The following is a 19,935-nucleotide window of genomic DNA, read 5'->3' as shown; positions in this document are numbered from 1 at the left end:
CAGCGGCGCTGGCGCCCAGGGAAAGCGTCGTCACGGCGTGGGGCTCTCGGCCGGGGCGGGTGTGGACTGCCAGGCGGTCATCTTCCAGGCGCCGTCTTCCTGCAGGTAAACCGCGGTGTACAGCACCTCGGCCTGCAGCGGCCTGCCATTGAGCACGACTTCAACGTGATTGCTGCCGGTCAGCAGCACCACTGTCTCGGCGATAGGGCGCGCCTGCCGCTGCAGCGGCCTGATGACGCGGTACTGCATGGTGCCACCGATGGTGGCATCCAGATACGTGGCCCGGTCCTGTGTCAGGCCGTTGCTGTGCACGTAGCGCAGTTCCCGCGCGAGGGTGCGGTCCAGGGCCGGCCGGTCGGCGGCGATCAGGGCCGCGGTGCGGGCGTCATCGACTGCGAGAACCTCTTGCATGGGATCGGCTCCGGCTGCGCCGCTGACGGCAATGAACAGGCAAATCAGACGCTTGGCCCAGCTCATCACACGCGCTCCCGCAGGCCACGCAGGCGGATCAGCGCGAACACCGCCAGCGCGGTGGTGATGCCCTCGTAGATGGCGGCGCCGGGATTCGCGCCGGCCGGACCGTGGATGCCCATGGCGATGCTGCGCGTCAGAACCAGGCCACCCATCACGGTGGCAATGGCCGTCAGGCCCGGCACCGTCCATTCCCGCCGCCAGCCGGCCAGCAGGCAGAAGACGCCGAAACCGGCCTGCAGCCCACCGTACATGGCGCGCACCTCGACCAGTCCGGCAGCGGCTTCGAGGCCGTAGCCGGTGAAGCGGCCAGCCACCTCGACCGGATACACAAAGCAGGCGACGGCATATCCGAAAAACGAAATGCCGGTGAAGATCAGCACGAATCTGGCCAGTGGCATGGTCACCCCTCCCTGTGTGAAAGCGCAGCTCAGTTTCGGTAACTGGAATCCTGCCGGTCCAGCCAGCGCATCAGCGACCGGAACGGCAGTCCGCCCAGGCCGGTCGGCGTGATGATGCCCTGCTGGGTGGGCACCAGCTCGGCGATGCGCCCGAGCACCTCCGGCGCGCCGTGCAGCGGCTGGCCCATCGACAATGCCGCCACCTGCACGCGGCAGGCGTGTTCCAGCAACCACATCAGCATGAAGGCTTCGCCGACGCTGCTGCCGGCCGTCAGCATGCCGTGGTTGCGCAGCACCAGCACCTTCTTGTCGCCAAAGTCGGCCACCAGGCGCTGCTTCTCGCCATCGTCGACGGCCAGGCCCTCGAACTCGTGGTAGGCCACCTGGCCGGTCAGCTGCATCGAGTCCTGATTGACGTGCAGCAGGCCGGTGGCGCAGGTCGATATCGCCTCGCCGGCCACGGTGTGGGTGTGCATCACGCAGCCGACATCGTGGCGGGCGGCGTGAATCGCGCTGTGGATCACGTAGCCGGCGCGGTTCACGCGCGTCTCACCGACATAGTCGCCGACCAGCTTGCCGTCCAGATCGATCTTGAGCAGGTTGGAGGCCGTGATCTCGTCGTACATCAGGCCGAAGTTGTTGATCAGGAAATGATCGTCCTTGCCCGGCACGCGGGCGGTGATGTGGTTGAAGATCAGCATCGACCAGCCGAAACGGTCGGCCAGGCGGTAGGCGGCGGCAAGCTCCACTCGCGTCTGCCATTCTTCGGGCGAGCATTGGTCGGGGCGGATGCCGACCGGCAGTTCGAAGTCACGAGGCTGGTTCATGGCGTGTTTCTCCTCGGGTCATGGGCGGGCCATCCGTAGCCACGTGAACGGTGCGCCGATGTACCGGCGCGAGTTCGGTGAAGCATAGCGCCCGGCGGCGCGCTTGCGGCACCTACCTTACGATCGTTAAAGTTGCCGCGCCACGGATGGCGCCTACGCGACAGCTAACAAACGCAGCGGCGGATCGCCGCCCGTGGACCGGAGGAGAAACCCATGAACGCCATCCATGACAGCGCCCTGCCGCTGCCCGAACGCTACCTGCGCGACGACCCGGCCGCCGGCGTGTTCGATGTCCACCGTGACGTGTACCGCGACCCGGCGCTGTTCGAGCTGGAAATGCGCCACGTGTTCGAGCGCCACTGGGTGTTCCTGGCGCACGAAACGCAGCTGCCCAAACCGCTCGACTACCTGGCCACCTGGATCGGCCGCCAGCCGGTGCTGCTGCACCGCGACGACAAGGGCAAGCTCGGCGCCTTCCTGAACGTGTGCCCGCACAAGGGCGCGGCGGTGTGCCAGAGCGAATCGGGCAACCGCAAGTTCCACGTCTGCCCGTACCACGGCTGGACCTTCGACGCCCGCGGCGACTGCGTGCTGGTCAAGGACCGCGCGCAGGGCGCGTACCCGGCGCATTTCGAGCAGGCCGACACGCGCCTGCCGCCGCTGGCGCGCTTTGGCAACTACCGCGGCTTCCTGTTCGGCAGCCTCAGTCCCGACGTGCCGCCGCTGGAGGAACACCTGGCCGGCATCAGCGCGTTCCTGGACATGATCGTCGACCAGTCCGAGCACGGCACCGAGGTCATCCCCGGCCGCTCGTACTACACCTACGACGCCAACTGGAAGATGCAGCTCGAGAACTGTCTGGACGCCTATCACCTGACCTCCACCCACCCGAGCTTCATGAACATCGCCGCCTCGCGCGCCAGCGGCGGCAGCAATTTTCGCAACATCGACATCGCCGATTTCGTCGATCCGGCCATCCCGTCGGGCAGCTACACCTTCGCCAACGGCCACGGCGCGATCTGGATCCATACCGCCAACCCGGAAGTGCGCCCGCTGTACCGCCAGTACGACGCGCTCAAGGCGCGCGTCGGCCAGCAGCGGGCCGACATGATGCTCAGGACCATCAATTTCACGGTGTTCCCGAACCTGCAGTTCTCGTGCAACGCCTGCATCCAGATGCGCGTCATGCGCCCGCTGGCGGTGGACCGCACCGAGATGCGCAGCTACTGCATCGGCCCGCAGGGCGAGCCGGCCGACCAGCGCAAGCTGCGGATTCACCAGTTCGAGGATTTCTTCAACCCGACCGGCCTGGCCACGCCGGACGACTCGCGCGTTTACGAGTCGGTGCAGGCCGGTCTTGCGGCGCGCGGTGGGCCGGCGGTTGGCCTCGGCCATCTGCGCGGGCTGGGCCAGGTGATTCAGGGGCCGGATGAGTTCGCGCGGGAGATCGGCATCACGCCGCTGACCTCGTCCAGCGGCCGCTCGGACGTGCAGGACGAAACCGTGTTCCACGGCTCGTATCGCGAGTGGGCGCGGCGCATCAAGGTCGGCCTGGCCAGCGAGCTGACGCCATGAGTCCCGAACAGGCACTCACCACCGGCAGCGCGCTGCTGTACCGCCAGGGCCGGCTGCTCGACGAGCGGCGCTGGCAGGAATGGCTGGACCTGTTCACCGAGGATTGCGAGTACTGGGTGCCGGCCTGGCTGAGCGAGCAGCGCCAGACCGAAGACCCGGACACGCAGGTGTCGCTGATCTACTACGACCTGCGCTCGCGTCTGGCGGACCGGGTGTGGCGGGTGCAGTCGGGCACCTCGGTGGCGTCCGACCCCATGCCGCGCACCTGTCACGCCATCACCAACATCCAGGTGGACGAAGCCGGTGACGACGCGATCCGGCTGTTTGCCGCCTTTCGGGTGGACTACCACTGGCGGGCGCAGTCGCAGGCCTACTTTGGCCACTACCAGCACACGCTGCGCCGCGACGGCGCCGACTGGCGCATCACGCGCCAGAAGATCAGCGTGCTGAACGACTACATCCCGACCCTGCTCGATTTCTATCTGGTCTGAGGCTGCCCGTGACTTCAAGCCAATTTCGTACCCCGTTTTGCGAACGCATCGGTATCGACCTGCCGATCGTGCTGGCCGGCATGGGCGGCGTGTCCTGGCCCAAACTGGTCGCCGCGGTCAGCAATGCCGGTGGCCTTGGTGTGTACGGCGCCGCCGGGGTGGAGCCGGCGCAGATTCGCGAGCACATCCGGGAGATCAAGTCCCTCACCGACAAGCCCTGGGCGCTGGACCTGCTGGTGCCGATGGCCGGCGTGTTCGACGCCCAAATCGACGTGATGATGGACGAGGGTTGCCCGATCTTCCTGTCGGCGCTGGGCCTGCCGGTCGAACTGATGCCCCAGCTGCGCCGGGCCGGCATGAAAGTCGGCGCCATGATCGGCGCGCCCCGCCACGCCCGAAAGGTGGTCGCGGCCGGCGTGGATTTCATCGTGGCGCAAGGCACCGATGCCGGCGGCCACACCGGCAACATCGGCACCTGGAGCCTGATACCGCAGGTGGTGGCGGCGGCCGGCGACACGCCGGTACTGGCGGCCGGCGGCATCGCCCACGGCAGTCAGCTGGTGGCGGCGCTGGCCATGGGCGCGCAGGGCGTGGTGCTGGGCACGCGCTTCATCGCCAGCGACGAGGCCCGCGCCGTCGATTCGTGGAAACGGCGCATCGTCAGCGCCGAGGCCAGCGACACCACGCTCACGCGCTGTTACAGCGGCAAGCAGATGCGCGGCTTTCGCAACAGCTACACGGATTCCTGGGTCGGCCGCGAGGCGGACATCCTGCCGTTTCCGCAGCAGATGGAGGTGTCGCGGCAAGCCGGTGTGCTGGACCTGCTGGGCACCAGCGATGACCCGGACCGCGGCTGCCTGCCGACCGGCCAAAGCTGCGGCGGCGTGCACGACATCAAGCCGGCCGGCAGCATCGTGCGGGATTTTCTGGTCGAGGCGGGTGCTGCGCTCGGGCGTCTGCCGGTGCGTTGAGCCGGCTGGGTCCTGGGGAAGCGCTGACTGAATCCATCCGGGATTTCTCGGCGCCCGCCACGGGGAGAAACCTGGTAGGAGCGCAGCTTCGCTGCGCGATGATCGCCCGGCGCAGCCGGGCTCCTACAGTTTTTGGCAGCGCGTCCCCGCACTGCGGGAAACGCCGTTCCCTAGCTGTTCTGGCCTTCGCCCGGTCGGGAGGCCATCGGCAGCGGACGGCTGAACACCAGCGGTGCCGGCTCGTCCTTGACCTCCTGCTTGAGTGAGAATTTCTGCGAATCCTGCGCCATCTGGGTCGCCGCGCCATCGCGCTCCAGCTTGATCAGCAGGCGCAAATCGTTGGCCGAATCGGCGTTGGCGATGGCCTCGTCGTAGGTGATGACGCCTTCGGCATACAGGGCGTGCAAGGCCTGATCGAAGGTGCGCATGCCAAGCTCGTTCGAGCGCGCCATGATCGGCTTGATCTCGTGCACCAGGCCCTTGCGGATCAGGTCCGTGATCAGCGGGCTGGCCAGCATTACCTCCACCGCCGCTCGCCTGCCGCTGCCGTCCGCAGTCGGCAGCAGGCGCTGCGAGACGATCGCTCGCAGGTTCAGCGACAGGTCCATCAGCAGCTGCTGGCGCCGGTCCTCGGGAAAGAAGTTGATGATGCGGTCCAGCGCCTGGTTGGCGTTGTTGGCGTGCAGCGTGGCCAGGCACAGATGGCCGGTTTCGGCAAAGGCGATGGCGTGTTCCATGGTTTCGCGGGCACGGATTTCGCCGATCAGGATCACGTCGGGCGCCTGGCGCAGCGTGTTCTTGAGCGCGTCCTCGAAGGACATGGTGTCCACTCCCACCTCGCGCTGGGTGACGATGCAGCCGGCGTGGTCGTGCAGGTACTCGATCGGATCCTCGATGGTGATGATGTGGCCGGTGCTGTTGTGGTTGCGGTAGCCGACCATGGCCGCCAGGGTGGTCGACTTGCCGGTGCCGGTGCCGCCCACCATCAGCGCCAGGCCTCGCTTGATCATGGAGATCTCGCGCAGCACCATCGGCACCTGCAGCTCTTCCAGGGTCGGGATGTGGGTCTCGATCTTGCGCACCACCATGCCGACGTTGCCGCGCTGGATGAAGGTGCTGACGCGGAAGCGCCCGATGCCGCGCGCCGAGATGGCGTACTGGCACTCGAAGGTGTTCTCCAGCTGCGTGCGCTGGCGCTCGTTCATGATGCCGTAGCACATCTCGCGCGCCTGTTCGGCGTTGAACTTTCCCTCACAGGCCGGCTTCACGGCGCCGTGCGTCTTGATGCTGGGCGCGACGCCGGCGGTCACGAACAGGTCCGACGAGTTCTGGTCGACCATCATCTGCAGCAGGGTGGCGAAATCGATCACGGCAGTCTCCGGGTGATGAGGCAGTTCCGGCGGGCGGTTGCCGGCTAGCGGAACAGTTCCTTGTTGACGGCACGCACGGCGGCGTCTTCCCGGCTCACTTTGCGATGTGTGACCATCTTTTGCAGACACTGGTCCAGGGTCTGCATGCCGTGCGCCTGGCCGGTCTGGATGGCGGAGTAAATCTGCGCCACCTTGTTCTCGCGGATCAGGTTTCGAATCGCTGGCGTGCCCATCATGATCTCGTGCGCGGCGATGCGTCCGCCGCCGATGCGCTTGAGCAGGGTCTGCGCGATCACCGCGCGCAGCGATTCGGACAGCATGGCGCGCACCATGTCCTTCTCGCCCGACGGAAACACGTCGATGATGCGGTCGATGGTCTTGGCGGCCGAGCTGGTGTGCAGGGTGGCGAACACCAGATGCCCGGTTTCGGCCGCAGTCAGCGCCAGGCGGATCGTTTCCAGGTCGCGCATTTCGCCGACCAGGATGGTGTCGGGGTCCTCACGCAGGGCCGAACGCAGGGCCTCGCTGAAGCCCAGCGTATCGCGGTGCACCTCGCGCTGGTTGATCAGGCAGCGCTTGCTCTCGTGCACGAACTCGATCGGATCCTCGATGGTGACCACATGGCCGTATTCGGCCCGGTTCTTCTCGTCGAGCATGGCCGCCAGCGTGGTCGACTTGCCCGAACCGGTGGGTCCTGTCACCAGCACGATGCCGCGCGGCAGCATGGCCAGTTCGGCAAAGGCCTGCGGTGCTTCGAGCTCCTCCAGGTTCAGGATCTTGTTGGGCACGTTGCGGAAGGCCGCCGCCGCGCCGCGGTGCTGGTTGAAGGCGTTGACCCGAAAACGCGCCAGGCCGGGGATCTCGAACGAGAAGTCGGTTTCCAGAAACTCCTCGTAGTCCTTGCGCTGGCGGTCGTTCATGATGTCGTACACCATGTCGTGGACCTGCGAGTGGTCCAGCGCCGGCAGGTCGAGCCGGCGCACATCGCCATCGACGCGGATCATCGGCGGCATGCCCGCCGACAGATGCAGATCGGACGCCTTGTTGGTAACCGTGAATGCCAGCAGTTCAGTGATGTCCATTCGGTCGATGCACCTTGCGCGAGCGCCCCTCGGACCCGGGGGCGGTAGGGGCCGCTGCTATACTGCGCCGCGATCCAACAGTGGGGTTATGCCATTACATCTGCCACTGCTGCAAATTCTTTAACGTCTCTGGGTGCCCGCTGGTGGGCCGTTCAGGAACGCCTGCGCGTTGCCCAGCACCGTTTTGGTCGCCCGCCGGGCAGTGTCGTGATGCTGGCGGCGAGCAAGGCCCAGCCTGTCGAATACATTCGGCAACTCGCTGCGCTGGGCCAGCGTGCCTTCGGGGAAAACTACCTGCAGGAAGCGTGCCCGAAACTGGACGGCTGCGCCGACCTCGATCTGGAGTGGCACTTCATCGGCGCCATCCAGGGCAACAAGGCAGCGCAGGTCGCCCAGCGCTTCGACTGGGTGCATACGCTGGCGTCCGAGCAGCTGGCGCTGCGTCTGGCCGCTGCGCGTCCACCGGCCCGCCCGCCACTGAACGTATGCCTGCAGGTCAACATCGATGCCGAGCCGAGCAAGGCCGGCGTGGCGCCGGTCGCTGTGGCCGATCTGGCGCGCGCAGTGGCTCGATTGCCGCAGCTGCGTCTGCGTGGACTGATGGCCGTTCCGGCGCCGGCGTCCGATTTCGCCGATCAGCGTCGACCCTTGCGGGCGCTGCGCGAGCTGTGGCTGGAACTGCGCGGGCAGGGTTTTGACCTCGATACGCTGTCGATGGGCATGAGTGGCGATCTGGAAGCGGCGGTCGCCGAGGGCGCCACGATAGTGCGCATCGGCACTGCCCTGTTCGGGCCGCGTCCAACGCGGCATTGATGCGGCTTGGAAAAGGACAATCGGCATGGCGGGTGAAATCGTCTTCATCGGCGGCGGCAACATGGGCCGTGCGCTGCTCGGCGGACTGATTGCCGACGGTACGCCGGCCGAGCGCCTGGCCGCTGCCGAGCCTGATGGGGACCGCCGCGAGGCGCTGGCGCGCGAGTTCGGCATGCTGACCGCAGCGCGCGGCGAGGATCTGGTCGGCGCTGCCAGCGTCGTGCTGCTGGCGGTCAAGCCGCAGGTGCTCAAATCGGTGGCCCGGGGCCTGGCCGCGCACTTTGCGTCCACGCGGCCGCTGATCGTGTCGATCGTTGCCGGGGTTACCGAAGCCGATATCGACGCCTGGCTGGGCGGCAATTTCCCGGTTGTGCGCTGCATGCCCAACACGCCGGCGCTGGTGCGCCAGGGCATCAGCGCCCTGCACGCCAATGCCCGGGCCAGCGCCGCGCAGCGGCAGCAGGCGGAGCACATCCTGCGTGCCGTGGGCAGCGTGGTGTGGGTGCCGGACGAGGCGCAGCTGGACGCCGTCACGGCGCTGTCGGGCAGCGGTCCGGCGTATTTCTTTGCGGTGATGGAAGCCATGGAGCAAGCCGGCGTGGCACTGGGCCTGAGCGCCGATGTCGCGCGCCGGCTGACCTTGCAGACGGCGCTGGGCTCGGCCGTGCTGGCCACCCAGAGCGGTGATGCCCCCGCCACGCTGCGGGCGCAGGTCACCTCGCCCGGCGGCACCACCCAGGCGGCGCTCGAGGTGCTGCAGGCCGGCGGGCTGGCAAGGCTGTTCAACGAGGCAATCGGCGCCGCCAACCGCCGCGCGGGTGAACTGGCGCGGCAGGCGCAGGACTGAGGCATGGTGTATTCGCCCCTCACCCAGGCCGGTCTGTTCCTGGTACAGACGGCGTTTGGCCTGTACGCGGCGCTGGTGCTGCTGCGCCTGCTGTTCCAGGCCATGGACGTCGACTTTCGCAACCCGCTGTCGCAGGCCGTCTACAAGGTCACGCAGCCGGTGCTCAAACCCCTGCGCCGCGTGCTGCCGATGCGCGCACGGGTCGAGCCGGCGCTGGTTGTGTTGCTGCTGCTGGTCAAGCTGCTGGAGGTATATGCCCTCAGTGGCCTGCGCGGCTACCTGCCGGGCCTGATCGGCGCGCTGCTGATGGCGGTGGCGCAATCCCTGTCGCTGCTGATGCTGACCCTGAGCGCGCTGCTGATCGTGCGGGCGATCGCCAGCTGGGTGGTCGCCGCCGGCGCCGGCTACAACCCCATGCTGCGCCTGCTCGAACAGCTTACCGAACCCCTGCTGGCGCCGCTGCGGCGCATCATCCCGCCCTTGGGCGGCATGGATTTCTCGGTGCTGCTGGCGCTGGTGGCGGTGCAGTTGGTCAACATCCTGCTGGTACAGCCGTTCATCGTTTTGGCGGCCCGGATCATGGTGCAGGGCCTGTGAACGCAGCGCCGTATCGTCGCCAGGGCGCGGTCTGGCTGGTCGATTTGCTGGTGCAACCACGGGCGGCGCGCACCGAACTGGCCGGCCTGCACGACGGCCGCCTGAAATTGCGCCTGACCGCGCCGCCGGTGGACGGCGCCGCCAACGCGGCGCTGGTGCAGTTTCTGGCCGAGTGCCTGGACCTGCCACGCAGCGCGCTGAGCGTCGCCAGCGGCAGCACCGGCCGGCGCAAGACAGTCAGCATCCGCGCCGGTTGCGAGCTCGCCCCGCGCCTGGCGGGCCTGCTGGGGGCTTCGTCATGATCGACTGGAGCTGCATCGACACCGTGCTGCTGGACATGGACGGCACGCTGCTGGACCTGCACTACGACAACGCCTTCTGGTTCGAGCACCTGCCGCGCACCTGGGGCGAGCGGCGCGGACTGGGCCTGCACGAGGCGCGCAGCGTCATCCACGGCCAGGCCGAGAGCCGCCGCGGCACGCTGGATTTCTACTGCATGGCCTACTGGAGCGAGCTGCTGGAACTGGACGTGGCGGCGCTCAATACCGAGCTGGCGCACTTGATCGGCCTGCGCCCGCAGGTGCCCGAATTCCTGGAATGGCTGGGCGCGGCCGGCAAGCGGCGCGTGCTGGTCACCAACTCGCACCGCAGCGGGCTCGATTTCAAGCTTGCCCGCACCGGGCTTGCGACGTGGCTGGACGAGATCATCTGCGCGCACGATCTGGCCCTGCCCAAGGAAGCGCCGGACTTCTGGCCACGCCTGCAAGCGCAGCAGGGTTTCGACCCGGCACGCACCTTGCTGGTCGACGACAACGCGCACGTGCTGCGCGCGGCGCGCGACTACGGCATCGGCCACCTGCTGGCCATCGCGCAGCCGGATTCGCGCGCCGAGCCGCAATTCCTGCCCGACCTGCCGATGCTCGAAAGCTTCCGCCAGCTGCTGCCACAGACCTGAATCGACTGCAAGACCCATCACAACATATTGTGATGAAAGGAATTTAAGCGGCCCCAAGTGGAGGCTTGAAAACTCTTGAAGGCCATTGCATTAGAGATTTTAACTATCTGTTATTTAAAAGATAAAAAAATATTCTTGGCAGCCGTTGACGTCCCAACCCGGCGCGCGTAATGTCCATCGGCCTTCACAAGATGTTGTGTTTTATAGCCCTGGCCAAAGGCCACCGGCAGCCGCGCTCGCGTTGGCATCCTCGCACGCATAACGACCCAGGGAGTCTGAGCATCCATGAACAAGGTGGTCGCCATTCACGCAGCTGCGCGTAACGCAGACGTGCCCGTCCAGCCGGCCTCGCTGGACATCTGGGACAAGAAATACCGCCTCAAGGCCAAGGACGGCACGGTCATCGACCGCACCGTGGACGAGACCTACCAGCGTGTGGCGCGCGCCCTGGCCGACGCCGAAGCGCCGGACCTGCGCGAACACTGGTACGAACGCTTCCTGTGGGCGCTGCGCCGCGGCGCCATCCCGGCCGGCCGCATCACCTCCAACGCCGGCGCGCTGGAGCACAAGCCGGCCACCTCCACCATCAACTGCACCGTGTCGGGCACCATCGAGGACTCGATGGACGACATCCTGCAGAAGGTCCACGAGGCCGGGCTGACACTGAAAGCCGGCTGTGTCGCGCCCGATACCTGGGTGTTCACGGACCAGGGTCTGGTCAGCGCCCAGCAGGCGGTGCAAGGCAAGCACGCCCAAATCCTGGCCTACGACCGCAGCGCCCGGCGCTTCCAGATGCGTCGTATCGAGCGCCACCTGACCACACACGTGCCGCGTGCAGACAACATCGAACTGCGCGCCAACGGCGTGGCCCTGAAAACCTCGATCCGCCACCCGGTGCTGGTGTACCGGGACGGTGCCCTGAGCTACCAGCGCGCCGACGAAGTCCGGATGTCGGATGCGCTGGTGCAGCATTGCTTCCCCTGGCGGGCCGACGCGCAGGCGCAGCAGGAAGCCTGGTTTGCCGGCGCACATCTGGGCGATGGCAGCGCCTACGAAAAACGCCACAGCTACCGGCCGACGCGCAGCGCTTGGCAGCACCGCGCGGCCGCCCTGGGCCGGCGGCTGGTGTTCAAGATTCGCGCTGCCGAGCGCGAGGTGGTCGAGCGCTATGCCGCGTTCTTTCAGGCCTTTTGCGGCAGCCGCGCGCAAGTGGTGGCCACCAGCACCCGCAACGGTACGCCGGTGTGGGACTTTGCCGTGGCGAGTTTCGCCGCCAGCCGGGCGGCTGAACTGATCGACTGGCAGGTCGGCGCCAAGACCGCCCACCTGCGCGTGCCGGACTGGATCGTGAGCCATCCCGAGCGCCACTTCCTGCCATTCCTGGCCGGCCTGATCGACACCGACGGCACAGTCTGCCGCGAGCGTGGCAGCGTCACCCTGGCCACGCAAAACACCGTGTTTGCCGCGGAATTGAAGGCCCTGCTTGGCCTGTTCGGTGTCCACGCCGGGCTCACCGTGCGCCAGCCGCGCGAGCACGACTACAACGGCCACACGGTGCGCGACAGCGGCGGCGCCATGCTGAAAATCAGCGACTCGGCCTTCCTGGACGCATTGGCGGCCTATATGGCCGACAGTGGCAAGCGCCAGCGTATTCAGGACCACGCCAGCCAAGCCGGTCAGTACGACCGTTACGTCATGCCAGCCGACCTGCACGCAGCGCTGGCCACCCTGGAGGGCGAGCTTGGCCACCAGGAACGTCAGCGGCTCGGCTTCTATCACGGCTACCACCGCCAGGCAGTCGTCAGCCGCATCTGGCTGAATCGTTGGGCGCAGCGCTTCCCGGCCCTTGCGCCGCTGATCGACTTCGCCCGCTGTCTGCGCCCGGTCGAGGCCATCGAGCGCGGCCTGGATCTGCCCGAAACCTTCTACGACTTCACGGTCGAGAAACACAACAACTATCTGGCCGGCAACGCCGGCCTGCTGGTGATCCACAACTGCGGAATCGGCTACGAATTCAGCACCCTGCGTCCGCGCGGCGCCTACGTGACCGGCGCCGGCTCGTACACCTCCGGGCCGCTGTCGTTCATGGATATCTACGACAAGATGTGCTTCACCGTGTCGTCGGCCGGCGGCCGGCGCGGCGCGCAGATGGCCACCTTCGACGTCGGCCACCCGGACGTGGTGGATTTCATCCGCGCCAAGCGCGAGGACGGTCGCCTGCGCCAGTTCAACCTGTCGCTGCTGGTCACTCGCGAGTTCATCGAAGCGGTCAAGGCCGGCAGCGACTGGCAGCTCGCCTTCCCGGTTGCCAGCCACGAGGCCGCCGCCGACGGCATCGACGTGCACAGCGCCGACAACATCATCTGGCGCGAATGGCCCACCCACCGCGGCTACATCGTCAACGACCAGGGCCTGGTCGCCTGCCGGGTCTACAAGACCATCAAGGCGCGCCGGCTGTGGGACCTGATCATGACCTCCACCTACGACTACGCCGAGCCGGGCTTCATCCTGGTCGACAAGGCCAACGAGGAAAACAACAACTGGTTCTGCGAGAACATCCGGGCCACCAACCCCTGCGTGACGGCCGACACCTGGGTGCAGACCGCGGCCGGCCCGCGCCAGGTGGCAGACCTGATCGGCACGCCCTTCCTGGCGCGCGTCAACGGGCAGGATCACAGCACCGGCCCCGAGGGATTCTTCAAGACTGCCGACAAGCCGGTGGTCAGGCTGCAAACCACGGAAGGCTATGGTCTGACTCTGACTGCCGATCACCGCGTGCTGCGCGTGTCGCGTTTCACACGTTACGCCTGCGAGACCGAATGGTGCGCCGCCGGTGAACTGCAAGCGGGTGACCGCGTGGTGCTGCACGACCACCGTGCCGCGCCGCAATGGCCGGGCGAATACACCCGCGAGCAGGGCTACCTGCTGGGTCTGCTGATGGGGGACGGCACCCTCAAGGCTGACAAGGCCGTGCTGTCCGTGTGGCAGCCTGCCGCCGTAGCCAACGGTACCCCGGGCGAATTGCCCCACGGCACGCGCGCATTGATGGCCGAGGCTCTGGCCGCCGCGCGAACGCTCACGCACCGTGCCGATTTCGCCGGCTGGTCGGCAGTGCCGGGCCGCAACGAACACCGCCTGTCCACCGCCGCCATCCGGGACCTGGCCAACGAAGTCGGCATGGCGCCCGGTAACAAGCGCATCACCCCGCGCATGGAGCGGGCTTCCAGCGCCTTCCAGCGCGGCTTCCTGCGTGGCCTGTTCGATGCCGACGGCTCGGTTCAGGGCAGCCACGACAAGGGCGTCAGCGTGCGTTTGGCACAGTCGGACCTGCCGCAGCTGGAGGCCGCGCAGCGCATGCTGCTGCGCCTGGGCATCGTCTCGCGGCTGTATCGCAACCGCCGCGCCGCAGGTAGCACGCTGCTGCCCGACGGCAAGGGCGGCCAGCAGCAGTACGCCACGCAGGCCCAGCATGAGCTGGCCATCAGCGGCGAGAACCTGGCCGTGTTCGCGCAACTCGTCGGCTTTGCCGACAGCGACAAGGCCGCGCGTCTGGATCAGTCCCTGGCCCGCTACCACCGCAGCCTGAACCGCGAGCGCTTCACCGCCCGCGTGGAGAGCATCACCGACGCCGGCGTGCACGCGGTGTACGACGTGCAGGTGCCCGGCATCAACGCCTTCGACGCCAACGGCCTCTACGCGCACAACTGTGGCGAACAGCCCTTGCCCCCCTACGGCGCCTGCCTGCTGGGCTCGATCAACCTCACCACCTTCGTCGAGGCGCCGTTCACGCCCGAGGCGCGTTTCGACTGGGACCAATACCGCGACGTGGTGCGCGTGTTCACGCGCATGCTGGACAACGTGGTCGAGGTCAACGGCCTGCCGCTGCAGCAGCAGCGGGACGAAATCTTCCGCAAGCGCCGTCACGGCATGGGCTTTCTGGGTCTGGGTTCCACGCTGACCATGCTCGGCCGGCGCTACGGCGACGCCCAGTCGCTGGAATTCACCGACGCCGTGTCGCGCGAAATGGCCATTGCCGGCTGGGAGGCCGGCGTGGCACTGGCCGAGGAAAAAGGCCCGGCGCCGATCATGGACGAAGTGTTCGAGATCACACCGGACATGCTGCGCAAGCGCCCGGAACTGACCGCCGACGGCCACAAGCTGGGCGACAAGCTGCCCGGCCGCGTGCTGCTGGCCCGCTACAGCCGCTACATGCAGCGCGTCGGCGGCGTGCGCCCGGACCTGATCGAGGCCATTGCCCAGCGCGGCGCCCGCTTCACCCACCACAGCTCCATCGCGCCGACCGGCACCATCTCCCTGTCGCTGGCCAACAACGCCAGCAACGGCATCGAGCCCAGCTTCGCCCACCACTACTTCCGCAACGTCATCCGCGAGGGTCGCAAGACCAAGGAAAAGGTGGACGTGTTCTCGTATGAGCTGCTGGCCTACCGCCACCTGGTCAACCCGCGCGCCATCCCGGGCAGCGCCGACCCGGCCGAGCAACTGCCGGACTACTTCATCACCGCCGAGGACATCACCCCCAAGGCGCACGTCGACATCCAGGCCGCCTCGCAGCGCTGGATCGACTCGTCCATCTCCAAGACCGCCAATGTGCCCACGGACTACCCGTTCGAGGATTTCAAGAACATTTACCTGTACGCCTACGACCAGGGTCTGAAAGGCTGCACCACCTTCCGCTTCAACCCGGCCGCCTTCCAGGGCGTGCTGGTCAAGGAAAAGGACCTGGAAAACACTACCTACCGCTTCGAGCTGGAAGATGGCACCGTCATCGAGGCCAAGGGCAACGAAGAAATCGAATACGACGGCGAGCTGCACAGCGCCGCCAACCTGTTCGACGCCCTCAAGGAAGGCTACTACGGCAAGTTCTGATCGCCAGGAATCAACCCATGACCATTCGCATCGAAAAGAAAATCACCGGTTACAGCGTGGTCGGCGCCGACGAGCCGGCCCGCACCAGCGGGCCCAAAACCGAAACGCCGGCGGCAGAAAACGCCGAGCGGCAAAGCGCCAAAGTCATCCAGATGCACGAAAAGCTGGAGCGGCCCGAGACCCTGCGCGGCACCACCTACAAAATCAAAACCCCGCTCACCGAACATGCCCTGTATCTGACCATCAACGACATCGTGCTGAACGCCGGCACCGAGCACGAGCACTACAGACCCTTCGAGATCTTCATCAACTCCAAGAGCATGGAGCACTTCCAGTGGATCGTGGCGCTCACGCGCATCGTGTCGGCCGTGTTCCGCAAGGGCGGCGACATCACCTTTCTGGTGGAAGAGCTCAAGGCCGTGTTCGACCCGCGCGGCGGCTACTTCAAGAAAGGCGGCCGCTACATGCCGTCCCTGGTGGCCGAAATCGGTGATGCGATCGAACAGCACCTGCGCACCATCGGCATGCTGCCCGACAGCGAACTCGACGCCCGCCAACTGAAACTGATCGAAGAAAAACGCAGCGAATACGAAACCCGCACCGGCCAGGCCAAAACCGAAACCGACGCCACCTATCCCGACGGCGCCCAGCTTTGCTACAAGTGCAGCACCAAGGCCATGATCATGATGGACGGGTGTCTGACGTGTCTGAATTGCGGGGAGTCGAAGTGTGGGTGAAGCGAAAAGAGACCTGGACACGCACATATGGCGCATTGGCGATTCGTGCGAGAGAGAAATGATGCTGGGCCCCAACCCACATGAACTTGGTTGGTCGGATTAATTCAGGCATTAGCCATCATGACAACTCCGCTTAATTCCGCTGAGTGCGTAAACTGTGGTGCCGAGATTGATACTAGCGGCGACACATCGGCACATCGTGTCCCATGCTATAACTGCGGGAGCTATAAGCGCGTTTACAATCTATCAATTATAGAAAAGCTTGTTCTTCATGATGGCTTTGGTGTAAAAGCGAAATGCCCCGGTGAAAAAAAGCCATATGTCGAGGATAAGGCAATGCCAAGTTACTCACATCGCTTGGGCAAGCAAGTGCTCCATGAGAGGTTAATCGACCGAGACAATGACCGTTATCGAGAGACGGTTAAGGACTATGAGTCTGGCGAGATCATTCACCACTGTGAAGAGCCCCTTAGTCAACATATCAACCATGGCTCAGCAAGCCGTAGGTTGGGCTGACGCAGGAAGCCCAACAAGCCACGACGGGCAAGGACACAATGCGTTATCGGCGGACGGATAGGGTGAGCGGGGTGCACTGTTTCGAAACAAACCCGCCGGAAAAGGCTTGGACACGCGGACGTGGCGTATCACCGAACCATCGCTGAGGAATATGAATGTTGGGCTTCCTGCGTCAACCCAACCTACATGAACTCACTGAGCAAGACTCGTGCGGGATATGCGGAAATTTCCGTGTTTAAACGCGGAAGATTTCCAGATACTCAACGTTAGGCTCCCGAGAGAACTGTCGTGGCAACCGAACCAGTAGTTCACCTAGTTCAACGCCATATCGATTTGAAAGACGGAACTCCTCTCAGACGTTACGTTGATCTCCCCAAGTATATCGATCTCCTGCGCTCGCAATCGCTGTATCTTCGCCGCGCTGACCGGTTCACAGACAAGTTTGAAGGCGCATTGACCCCTGCGATACGCAAGGCGATCAATGCAGCGCACACCAGAAACCCACTGAGCGAAAGCGCCGAAGACTTCTACCGGCGCTGCAGGATGAGCACGTTTATAAGCTGCTGGAGCTTAGGCGCAGAAGATAATATGGCACTGTGGCAGTTGTACGGCGGAGCCTCCACCAGTCTCACGATAAACACGACGGCTGGAAGATTAACCACTGTCTGCGATTCATGGGCAGAGCCTATCTTGATTCAAAAGGTCCGGTACATCGATCACTTTGAGAATCCTGATATGGTCATAGGGCGCTGCACCGACCCGCTGCAGTTTAAGCATGAAGCCTACGAGTTTGAACGCGAGGTCCGATTGTTGATGCCACGACAAGATGACTGGGAGAAGAATCCCGAGGGAATGCAACGTCGCTTGCCGAGCCTTGACGCGCTGATTACAAGTGTTGTTGTCGCACCCGAGGCGGACGCTTGGTTCCTCGAACTCGTCGAGGATGTCACTCAACGCTATGGGCTTAAGGCCCCTGTTCGAATGTCCGCGCTCGCGCAGTTTCCCGCGTGAGCAACCGTAGCCTGGATGAAGCGCAGCGAAATCCGGGATGATCCAGCCTACGTGGACCACGCTTGCTGCGCCGTGCCACGGACGGCGATAGGCCGCGTTCGGCATGAGCCGAAGTTCGGGCAGGACCAGAAATCATTTCACCCATCGAGCCGTCGGTTGGGCTGACTGCGGTATGATCGAGCCTGATCTGACAGGGCATGCAGGGACGCTACATCAGCCCCGTGCTGCTGGCGCTAGGCTGCGCAGGCAGCGTAGGTAAGGGGCCGCAGGGTACTTGCGGATTCTGGGTACCGCCTATTTGCTCCGCTGTTTTGCCGATGTCTAACTAACAGCGTACTTAATCAGCATGTCATACACCAAATATTATTACCAGATTCTTGGCGTTACACCGTCTGCCGAGGACGTTGTTATTCGTGCAGCCTACAAGGCGCTTGTGCAACGCTATCATCCAGATAAATACCAGGGCGACCCCGCCGAAGCTACGCGCATCGTGCAAGAGCTTGTCGAAGCCTATTCTATCCTTTCTGACCCGGAAAAGCGGAAAACATACGATATATGGCTAAGGCGGAAGGAGCGCCAGAACGAAAACAAGCCAGAGGAAGAGTACGCTGCCGAAGATAAGTCGGAAGTGCATGAGGCTGGCACGTCAAAAGACGCATCAAACGCCCCGGATGCAGGGGCAATCGAGGCCTATATTGGCGAAAGGAACAAAGATTATTACCTCGCGATATTTAAAAATTTTGATTATAAGGGGGTTGGGTTGCACCGTAGCTGGAATTGGGCGGCATTTTTAGGCGGCCCAGCCTGGTTACTTTATCGTAAAATGTATGGGTTCTTTTTTCTCTTCTCGACGACGCTGGTTGCTTCTTTTGTTTTAGTGAATACAGGAAGGGCAGCCGTTGGCAATTTAATTCATTTATTTCCTTTATATGTTTTTGCGCACTATGCCAATGCCTTCTATTACCGCCAAGCAAAAAGAAGGGTGTTAAGTGCAAGAATGGCGAAGGGTGATATAGGCTCGCAACTTGGTCGTCTTCGCCGTGAAGGGGGTGTGCATTCATGGGTAATTTGGGCAAGCGGTAGTCTGGGTGCTCTATTCATCGTTACGGTCTTGATTGATTCGGCGAATTCGCCTATAGCCAGCAAGCCAAGCCATCTGGCGGTGCCCAGTCCAGATGCCACTGCTGATGCGCCACCGGCTACACCTAAATCGTTCGCAATAGCCAAGCCAGCAGTGGTGCCAGTGGCGGCCGCCCCACCATCTTTGGACGACGCTCTTGCCGCGTATGAACGCGCCGATCACGGCGCTGCCGCACAGACGTTCCGGCTGCTGGCAGAGCAAGGCGATGCCGAGGCCCAGAGCAACCTCGGGGCCATGTACTACCTAGGTGTCACGTCCCGGCCGATTATTTGGCCTTCGATGAAACAGCTCCGGTTTTGAAGCGTACCAGTGCTGAAGCGCTTGAGCCGGAGTCTGGGCGTTCAGTGCCTTCTGCGGCAAGTGGTGGTTGTAGAGCGTGACATAGCGGTGCAGGGTCTGCTCCAGGTCCTCGCTGGACCTGAAGTGGTGCGTGCGCAGCAGGTCCGCGATGCGCCCGTTGAAGCGCTCGACCATGCCATTGGTCTGCGGGTGGCGCGGGGGCGTCAGACGGTGCTCGATGCCCAGTTCCTGGCACAGGCGATCGAACTCATGCGTCCCGGTCGGGGCCCGCGCCCGGCTCCCGAACAGCCGGTCCGTGAACTCGGTGCCGTTGTCGGTGAGCAGGCGCGTGATGCGCACCGGGCAGGCCGTGGCCAGGGCACTGAGGAAGGCGCGCGCCGAGCGCGCGCTCTTGTCGGCTTTCAGGGCCACGTAAACCCAGCGGGTGGCCCGATCGATGGCCACGAACAGGAACCGGCGCCGGTCCTCGTCGGCCATCTGCGGCAGGTACTTCACGTCGACGTGCACAAAGCCGGGCACGTAGGTCTTGAAGGTCTTGCTGACCGCTTTGTCCGGCGCCGGGCGCAGGGCGCGCAGGTTGCCCACGCCGTGGCGGCGCAGGCAGCGGTCCAGCCCGGAGCGGGACACGTCCGGACACAGGAACTCGCGCGTCACCGCCAGCAGGTCGTCCAGCGGCAGCAGCAGGGCCCGGCGCAGGTAGACCACGATCGCCTCCTGGCCGGGGGTCAACGTCGTTTGCAGGCGGTGCGCGGTGTGCGGCCGGTCGTAGACATCCGGGCGCCGCTTCCATTTGTAGATCGTCGGCTCGGTGACGCCAAAGCGGCGGGCCAGCACCGCCACCGGCTCATCACTGGCCGCGATCTGCGCCCGCACGTGGGGCGTGGTGCGGGCTTGTTTGTGCAGTGCAATCAGCATGCGGACACCTCCCGATCAACCGCTTTCC

General features: G+C 64.8%; 18 protein-coding genes. 12 read left to right on the top strand and 6 right to left on the bottom strand.

What is annotated here, in order from left to right; translation table 11 throughout:
- Nucleotides 1–30 precede the first annotated feature (30 nt).
- The 3 genes from PG2T_RS08365 to PG2T_RS08355 form a co-directional block, all read right to left on the bottom strand.
- Complete coding sequence (locus tag PG2T_RS08365; protein WP_158513170.1) at nucleotides 31–411, bottom strand: nuclear transport factor 2 family protein; 381 nt, start codon at nucleotides 409–411, stop codon at nucleotides 31–33.
- Nucleotides 412–476: 65 nt separating this feature from the next.
- Complete coding sequence (locus PG2T_RS08360) at nucleotides 477–872, bottom strand: DUF4345 family protein (RefSeq protein WP_068804160.1); 396 nt, start codon at nucleotides 870–872, stop codon at nucleotides 477–479.
- Between the two features lie 29 nt (nucleotides 873–901).
- Entirely contained in the window at nucleotides 902–1,699 is a 798-nt protein-coding gene (locus PG2T_RS08355; protein WP_068804159.1) for a class II aldolase/adducin family protein, read from the bottom strand.
- 213 nt (nucleotides 1,700–1,912) lie between these two features.
- On the opposite strand from PG2T_RS08355, the gene PG2T_RS08350 reads away from it, so the two are divergent.
- From PG2T_RS08350 to PG2T_RS08340, 3 genes are read left to right on the top strand one after another with little or no spacing between them, the layout of a single operon-like run.
- Nucleotides 1,913–3,274: an aromatic ring-hydroxylating oxygenase subunit alpha gene (locus PG2T_RS08350; protein ID WP_068804156.1), complete on the top strand. Its 1,362-nt coding sequence runs from the start codon at nucleotides 1,913–1,915 to the stop codon at nucleotides 3,272–3,274.
- Nucleotides 3,271–3,765: an aromatic-ring-hydroxylating dioxygenase subunit beta gene (locus PG2T_RS08345; protein ID WP_068804154.1), complete on the top strand. Its 495-nt coding sequence runs from the start codon at nucleotides 3,271–3,273 to the stop codon at nucleotides 3,763–3,765. The genes PG2T_RS08350 and PG2T_RS08345 overlap by 4 nt, the downstream gene beginning before the upstream one ends.
- Nucleotides 3,766–3,773: 8 nt before the next feature.
- Entirely contained in the window at nucleotides 3,774–4,736 is a 963-nt protein-coding gene (locus PG2T_RS08340; protein WP_068804152.1) for an NAD(P)H-dependent flavin oxidoreductase, read from the top strand.
- Between the two features lie 170 nt (nucleotides 4,737–4,906).
- On the opposite strand, the gene PG2T_RS08335 is transcribed toward PG2T_RS08340, so the two are convergent.
- Together PG2T_RS08335 and PG2T_RS08330 are read right to left on the bottom strand one after the other, a co-directional pair.
- Nucleotides 4,907–6,103 (bottom strand): PilT/PilU family type 4a pilus ATPase, encoded by a 1,197-nt coding sequence (locus PG2T_RS08335; protein WP_083215031.1) that lies wholly within the window; start codon nucleotides 6,101–6,103, stop codon nucleotides 4,907–4,909.
- 47 nt (nucleotides 6,104–6,150) lie between these two features.
- Nucleotides 6,151–7,188 (bottom strand): type IV pilus twitching motility protein PilT, encoded by a 1,038-nt coding sequence (locus PG2T_RS08330; protein ID WP_068804148.1) that lies wholly within the window; start codon nucleotides 7,186–7,188, stop codon nucleotides 6,151–6,153.
- A gap of 72 nt (nucleotides 7,189–7,260) precedes the next feature.
- On the opposite strand from PG2T_RS08330, the gene PG2T_RS08325 reads away from it, so the two are divergent.
- The 9 genes from PG2T_RS08325 to PG2T_RS15515 all read left to right on the top strand — a co-directional run bounded on the left by PG2T_RS08325 (nucleotide 7,261) and on the right by PG2T_RS15515 (nucleotide 18,992).
- Complete coding sequence (locus PG2T_RS08325) at nucleotides 7,261–8,001, top strand: YggS family pyridoxal phosphate-dependent enzyme (protein WP_418268535.1); 741 nt, start codon at nucleotides 7,261–7,263, stop codon at nucleotides 7,999–8,001.
- A gap of 25 nt (nucleotides 8,002–8,026) precedes the next feature.
- Nucleotides 8,027–8,848 (top strand): pyrroline-5-carboxylate reductase, encoded by an 822-nt coding sequence (gene proC, locus PG2T_RS08320; protein ID WP_068804144.1) that lies wholly within the window; start codon nucleotides 8,027–8,029, stop codon nucleotides 8,846–8,848.
- Between the two features lie 3 nt (nucleotides 8,849–8,851).
- A complete protein-coding gene (locus PG2T_RS08315; RefSeq protein WP_068804142.1) occupies nucleotides 8,852–9,445 on the top strand; it encodes a YggT family protein in 594 nt (197 codons plus the stop codon).
- Entirely contained in the window at nucleotides 9,442–9,747 is a 306-nt protein-coding gene (locus PG2T_RS08310; RefSeq protein ID WP_068804140.1) for a DUF167 domain-containing protein, read from the top strand. Before PG2T_RS08315 ends, PG2T_RS08310 begins: the two co-directional genes overlap by 4 nt.
- Nucleotides 9,744–10,400, top strand: a complete 657-nt coding sequence (gene yrfG, locus PG2T_RS08305; protein ID WP_068804138.1) for a GMP/IMP nucleotidase — start codon at nucleotides 9,744–9,746, stop codon at nucleotides 10,398–10,400. The genes PG2T_RS08310 and yrfG overlap by 4 nt, the downstream gene beginning before the upstream one ends.
- A gap of 285 nt (nucleotides 10,401–10,685) precedes the next feature.
- The gene (locus tag PG2T_RS08300) at nucleotides 10,686–15,287 is read left to right on the top strand and encodes an LAGLIDADG family homing endonuclease (protein WP_158513169.1); all 4,602 of its coding nucleotides are present in this window, start codon (nucleotides 10,686–10,688) and stop codon (nucleotides 15,285–15,287) included.
- Between the two features lie 17 nt (nucleotides 15,288–15,304).
- The gene (locus PG2T_RS08295; RefSeq protein WP_068804136.1) at nucleotides 15,305–16,024 is read left to right on the top strand and encodes a TSCPD domain-containing protein; all 720 of its coding nucleotides are present in this window, start codon (nucleotides 15,305–15,307) and stop codon (nucleotides 16,022–16,024) included.
- An 804-nt stretch (nucleotides 16,025–16,828) separates the two neighbouring features.
- Complete coding sequence (locus PG2T_RS16065; RefSeq protein ID WP_145931050.1) at nucleotides 16,829–17,551, top strand: hypothetical protein; 723 nt, start codon at nucleotides 16,829–16,831, stop codon at nucleotides 17,549–17,551.
- Between the two features lie 346 nt (nucleotides 17,552–17,897).
- Entirely contained in the window at nucleotides 17,898–18,992 is a 1,095-nt protein-coding gene (locus PG2T_RS15515; RefSeq protein WP_075968157.1) for a J domain-containing protein, read from the top strand.
- Here the strand turns inward: PG2T_RS15515 and PG2T_RS08285 are convergent.
- Nucleotides 18,936–19,907: an IS481 family transposase gene (locus tag PG2T_RS08285; protein ID WP_068802538.1), complete on the bottom strand. Its 972-nt coding sequence runs from the start codon at nucleotides 19,905–19,907 to the stop codon at nucleotides 18,936–18,938. The two genes, PG2T_RS15515 and PG2T_RS08285, sit on opposite strands and share 57 nt — an antisense overlap.
- Between the last annotated feature and the right edge of the window lie 28 nt (nucleotides 19,908–19,935).

This window comes from Immundisolibacter cernigliae (genome assembly GCF_001697225.1).
GTDB classification, from domain to species: Bacteria; Pseudomonadota; Gammaproteobacteria; order Immundisolibacterales; family Immundisolibacteraceae; genus Immundisolibacter; species Immundisolibacter cernigliae.
Note: the sequence above shows the minus strand (reverse complement) of the source record. Positions and strands in the feature narration are given on the sequence as shown.